The sequence below is a fragment of the Pacificibacter sp. genome, from assembly GCF_039769035.1.
Lineage (GTDB): Bacteria > Pseudomonadota > Alphaproteobacteria > Rhodobacterales > Rhodobacteraceae > Celeribacter.
This window is the reverse complement of record NZ_JBDMZG010000164.1, coordinates 1-4,595: the sequence shown is the minus strand read 5'-3', so window position 1 is coordinate 4,595 and position 4,595 is coordinate 1. Positions and strand designations below refer to the sequence as shown.

Here is a 4,595-nt window from a genome sequence, read left to right as displayed (position 1 = left end):
GCGATCCGATTGTGGTCGACGCCGACGAGCATCCGCGTGCTTCAACAACCGCTGAAGGTCTTGCCAAACTGCGTGGCTTCGTGCGCGAAGGCGGGACGATCACGGCGGGCAATGCTTCCGGTGTGAATGACGGTGCGGCGGCTTTGATTTTGGCCACTAAAGAGGCGGCTGAGAAGCATGGGCTTACGCCGATTGCGCGCGTTTTGGGCGGTGCAACTGCTGGTGTGGCGCCGCGCATTATGGGCTTTGGTCCGGCACCTGCCTCCAAGAAATTGATGGCGCGCCTTGGTTTGACCGTCGATGATTTCGACGTGATCGAGCTGAACGAAGCTTTCGCATCTCAGGGGTTGGCAACGCTGCGCGATCTTGGCGTGGCCGATGATGACCCGCGCGTGAACCCGAACGGCGGCGCGATTGCTTTGGGGCATCCTTTGGGCATGTCGGGGGCGCGTATCGCAGGCACAGCGGCGCTTGAGCTGAAAAACACAGGCGGCAAACGCGCTTTGGCGACCATGTGTATCGGTGTAGGCCAAGGCATCGCAGTGGCGATTGAGGCTGTCTAGCAGCAGTCAGCAGCATTCCAATTGAGATGAAAGGTCGCCCAATCGGGCGGCCTTTTTTCATGTTTGCGTTTGGTACAGCGCGACTTCATCGATTGCTCGGATTGACAACTTCAGCATCCCTTGAGTGCGAAAGTCGAACTCGACGGGCCACTGTTGCGGCAGCGATGGCATTTATGTACGGTGTTTCACAGGTGTTGGCTGCAGACCTAGAGGCCGCGTTTGATGCATTGCGAGGGGGCCGTTTTGGGACCAACAAATAAACTGAATTTGACCATCGCCGCAGTGCTATCTTTGGTTTGTGTCTCGGCCATTATGCTTCATTATCACGACCAGTTTTGGTGGCCGGTGGATGAAGGCGTATATGCCTATGTTGCGCAACGTGCCAACGCAGGTGACATTATTCACCGTGATATCATTGACTTACACAGTGGATACGGGAATGCGCTCAATGCGTGGGCATTCAGAATGTTTGGCGAAGACTTGTTGAGCCTGCGCTATCCGCTGGTTTTGATTGCCTTTTTGCAAAGCTGCATTGCTTTTGTTTTGCTCAAAGACAAAGGCGCAGTCACGGCCTTTGTTGGGGCCGTTGCGCTTGCGGCTTTTTCGTTTGTGCAGTTTCCAAACCCAAGCGCGAATTGGCACGCATTGGGCGTGTTCTTTTGCTTGTGCTTATGCCTCGAAAAACTGCCGAAGGGCGCGCCGGGGCGGTTGCTTTTGGCGGGCTTCTTGGTTGGCGTGTGCTTTTTCACCCGACAATTGAGTGGGGTCATTTTAGGTCTTGGTTTGGCTTGCGTTCTTTTGGCAGAAGCGGAGAAAAGCTGGTCAAACGCCCGCCTGTCCTCGGTGCTTATTGGCGGAGTTTCGACACTTGGACTGCTTTTATATGTTGCCTCAAAGCAGAGCTTGTTCGGGATCTTTTGGGCCGGACTTTGGCCCATGTCCATCATGGTTGTGGCGTCATTGCGCGCGCGTGTTTCTGTGGGGGAAGCCATAAAAACTTTGGGCGCAGTCTTGGCTGGATTTATACTTGCAGGGTTGCCTCTCGCAATTCTGGCATTCTCACATGACGCTTTGATGTTCTGGCTCAACGATGTAATGTTCACGTCGCTTTTGATGAACGGTCGGGACTTCATTCACGAACAGAGCTATTTGTTTATCGTGTTTGGCGCAGTACAGGCCGTTTTGGCCCCATCGGGCGGTGTCGCGTTTGTTTCGGGTCTAGCGTGGCTCTCGCTGGTTCTGTCTGTGCCTCTGTTGGGAGCCTATGCAAGTCTCAAGTATTTCCGCGACAGAGCGCTTCCACCGTCGGTCATTCTAGCCGTCTTTTGGGTCGTTGGCGGGTTGCATTACCAAATCCCAGCTTACTTCTATTTCGTTTTACCTGCGGGCTTGTTTGGTCTTTTGATGTTGCGATCGACACCAGCAATGTTGGCCATACTGACGGCGGTATCCTGTTGGGCTCTTGTGTTTCAGGCTGGTCAACCTCTGGAGCGATCCTATCGAAGCTTGATTGAAGGGGAACGCGCCGCTGCCAATGTGCCCGCGAACCTCCCACGCGTCAGTCTGCGGGTGCAAGCCGAAGATGCCGCACTTTACCGCGACCTTATTGAGACGATCGAAGCCACGGCGCGGCCCTCAGAGCCGCTTATGACAGTTCCGATGGAACCGCAGATTAATTTTATGACGGGGCGTGAAAGTCCTGTGCGATACTATTTCACTCTGTTTGGGCTGCGTGTCGAACAGGATGTGTTTGACACCCTCACATCGCTCGATGCGGAGGCGCCTTTGTTTGTTGTTCATCGTCGTGGTGATAAGTATTCGACGCCGCTTGCCGAACAATTGCTGGACGAAATCAAAGTGCGCTCTGAACAGCCGATGTCGTTTGGGACACTTGATCTCTACCGCTACCACGGGCCGCATGTCCCCTCGAGCTCCGCTGTCGCAAAGTGAAGCTTGGCCAGTCATGATTGCGACGCCCTTGCCAAAACTGCGCGATAGCTTGATGCCCAAAAAAATTGGGCTGCCAGCGTAAGCCTTCCAAACAGTTCCAATGTTTTTCGATCAATTGAAGATGAGATGACCACGATCACGCGGGGGGCAGCGTTTCGTGCGTCGTTTTTGCCTGTGCGTCTTGAACGCATTCTTAACCGAGATGTGGTTGAACGGGATTTGAGTGTCGCGACAACACATGTTTTGGAGACTGATTGATGGCGGATATTAGCGAGTTGTCCTACGATGGCAGTGCGGGCGAATTTATTGAAATTCGCACATTGGTCGGGGACGATGTCTCAAACTTGGTGTTGGAAATTTACACCAAAGACGGCTCAGTTGCAGGCCTCGACAATTCTGTTTCCATCAGCTCCATCACGCCAACCTCAGATGGTGTGCACAATTATTATGTGATCAACACGTCTCTTGGGGATGGCCCTCGCGATGGCCTTGCGCTTGTCGATGATGGTGACGTCGTCGAAACCGTGGCATGGGGGCAGTCGAAGGATATTAACTTTACTGGCGGTGCTCTTGATGGGACATCTGTCACAAGTATTGGTGATCCATTGGCAGAATCCTCAACAGGATCGCTGTCGAAAGATGAAAATGGGAATTGGGTTGTTGGACCGCCGACGAAAGGTTCCGATAATGTCTGTTTCACGGCAGGGACGCTCATCCGCACGGACACAGGTGAACGCCCGATCGAGGACTTGGTTGTCGGAGATCTAGTTCTTACACAGGATCGCGGCTATCAACCCATTCGTTGGATTGGCTCGAGCAAACACTTGGCGGTTGGAAACGTCGCACCAATTTTGATTAAGAAGGGCGCGCTCGGCAATACCCGAGACCTGCGCGTTTCACCGCAGCACCGAATGGTTGTGCAAGGGTGGATGGCTGAGCTGCACTTTGGCGTGTCAAAAGCGCTCGCCACGGCAAAATCGTTGGTCAACGATCATTCCATCCTGCGCGAGGAAGGTGGCAAAGTCGAATACGTTCATATGCTGTTTGATCAGCATGAAATCGTCTGGGCAGAGGGCGCACCATCGGAAAGTTTCCACCCCGGCGCGCAGGGCTGGTCGGCGTTGAGCGACGACATGCGTGACGAAATTTTGAAGCTGTTCCCCCAAATTGCAGATGGCCAATTTGAAAATTACGGTCCTTCTGCATTGGTGAGTATCAAGCACAAAGAAGGTCAGATGCTGACTGCTGGCGGCTATTGATGCTCACGCACTAGGGGCGGCGTTGCCTTACGTTCAAATGGTCGCATCGCTGGTAGGCGCATCTAAACTGTCACCACCTGAGTGCCCCAAGTGCTGCAATTTTCATGCAATGGCTTGGGCAGGTCGCCATCGGTGAATAAGACATCAACGTCTTGCAGCCTGCAGATGGTCAGCGGTGCTTTGCGTTGGAACTTGTGATGGTCCGCCACGATCATCACGGAGCGTGAGCGTTCGATGGCGCTGCGGCTGACCAGCGTTTCTTGGCCGTCAAAGTCCAAAAGATCACCGTCTTCATCTATGGCTGAGCAGCCCAGAATAGACACATCAAACTTGAACTGCTTGATCATGTCGGCCGTCAGCCCGCCGACAAGCCCACCGTCCGAGCGCCGCAAAACGCCACCGGTGAGAATGATTTCGCATTTTTTGTTCGCGGCCAAGATGTTGGCAATGTTCATATTGTTTGTGACGACAAGGATGTTTTCATGGTCCAGCAGGGCGCGCGCGACGGCTTCGGTGCTGGTGCCGATGTTCATGAAAATCGATGCCCCATCAGGTATGGCTGCAGCACAGGCTGCGGCGATGGATTTTTTGCCAGTTTCATTTAGCCGCTGTCGTTCATTGTAGACGATGTTCACAACGCCAGACGGGATAACAGCACCACCATGCACGCGTTCCAGCTGTCCGCTTTCAGCCAGCTCAGACAGATCGCGCCGGATCGTTTGCACCGTAACGTCGTAGTGCTCAGCAAGCCCCAAGACCGTGACTTTGCCCTCGGTGCGCGCCAGTTCCAGAATCTCTTTTTGTCGAAACGTCGTTCCCAAAG

Annotated in this window: 4 protein-coding genes and 1 pseudogene; 4 read left to right on the top strand and 1 reads right to left on the bottom strand. The window is 53.9% G+C overall.

The annotated features are described in order from the left end of the window. The 4 genes and pseudogenes from ABF287_RS13985 to ABF287_RS13970 form a co-directional block, all read left to right on the top strand. Nucleotides 1-563, top strand: a pseudogene (locus tag ABF287_RS13985) (3-oxoadipyl-CoA thiolase); the annotation flags it as partial. Nucleotides 564-806: 243 nt separating this feature from the next. Beyond that, nucleotides 807-2,513: a hypothetical protein gene (locus ABF287_RS13980; protein WP_347185615.1), complete on the top strand. Its 1,707-nt coding sequence runs from the start codon at nucleotides 807-809 to the stop codon at nucleotides 2,511-2,513. Between the two features lie 126 nt (nucleotides 2,514-2,639). Then, nucleotides 2,640-2,771, top strand: coding sequence for a hypothetical protein (locus ABF287_RS13975; protein WP_347185614.1), 132 nt, complete (start codon nucleotides 2,640-2,642; stop codon nucleotides 2,769-2,771). Continuing rightward, complete coding sequence (locus ABF287_RS13970) at nucleotides 2,771-3,772, top strand: Hint domain-containing protein (RefSeq protein ID WP_347185613.1); 1,002 nt, start codon at nucleotides 2,771-2,773, stop codon at nucleotides 3,770-3,772. Before ABF287_RS13975 ends, ABF287_RS13970 begins: the two co-directional genes overlap by 1 nt. Nucleotides 3,773-3,834: 62 nt before the next feature. On the opposite strand, the gene ABF287_RS13965 is transcribed toward ABF287_RS13970, so the two are convergent. Beyond that, nucleotides 3,835-4,593 (bottom strand): DeoR/GlpR family DNA-binding transcription regulator, encoded by a 759-nt coding sequence (locus ABF287_RS13965; RefSeq protein ID WP_347185612.1) that lies wholly within the window; start codon nucleotides 4,591-4,593, stop codon nucleotides 3,835-3,837. Nucleotides 4,594-4,595: the final 2 nt, after the last annotated feature.

What these genes read in the sequence shown, in the direction of transcription:
- ABF287_RS13970 (WP_347185613.1), top strand. Translation starts at nt 2,771, where the DNA reads ATGGCGGATATTAGCGAGTTGTCCTACGATGGCAGTGCGGGCGAATTT.
- ABF287_RS13975 (WP_347185614.1), top strand. Translation starts at nt 2,640, where the DNA reads ATGACCACGATCACGCGGGGGGCAGCGTTTCGTGCGTCGTTTTTGCCT.